The organism is Pseudomonas viridiflava, assembly GCF_900602065.1.
In the GTDB taxonomy this organism is placed as follows: Bacteria; Pseudomonadota; Gammaproteobacteria; order Pseudomonadales; family Pseudomonadaceae; genus Aquipseudomonas.
In genome coordinates this window covers 1-321 of the sequence record NZ_UWFN01000168.1, presented here as the reverse complement: position 1 = coordinate 321, position 321 = coordinate 1, and the positions used below count along the sequence as shown (strand labels likewise).

General features: G+C 62.6%; 1 protein-coding gene. It reads right to left on the bottom strand.

The window, feature by feature from the left end; genetic code table 11:
• On the bottom strand, positions 1-321 hold a 321-nt coding region (locus EE949_RS09030; RefSeq protein ID WP_241152849.1), incomplete at its 3' end, for a chorismate--pyruvate lyase family protein.

The following is a 321-nucleotide window of genomic DNA, read 5'->3' as shown; positions in this document are numbered from 1 at the left end:
GAGCGGGCCACGGTCGAATGCAGGGTCACTGAACAGCAACTCACCCAGTGAACGCGATCCCAGCGTGTCCATCTGCAATCCGCCGTTCTGCAGGGCGCTGCGGGCCGCCACGCTGCGGGCGAGGACCCAGCGGTTGCCATTGCCGAGCAGATACACTTCGCGAACCCAACCCTCGCTCGCTTCAGGCAGCGCCAGTGCGGCGCATTCGTCATCGCGTAATGACTGCCAGCCTTCGAACAGCGGAATGACGCTGAATCCTCCGTCGGACAGACGGTCCAAGCGACGGGTCAGGGAATCCTGATTGAACAGCCAGTCCAGAAT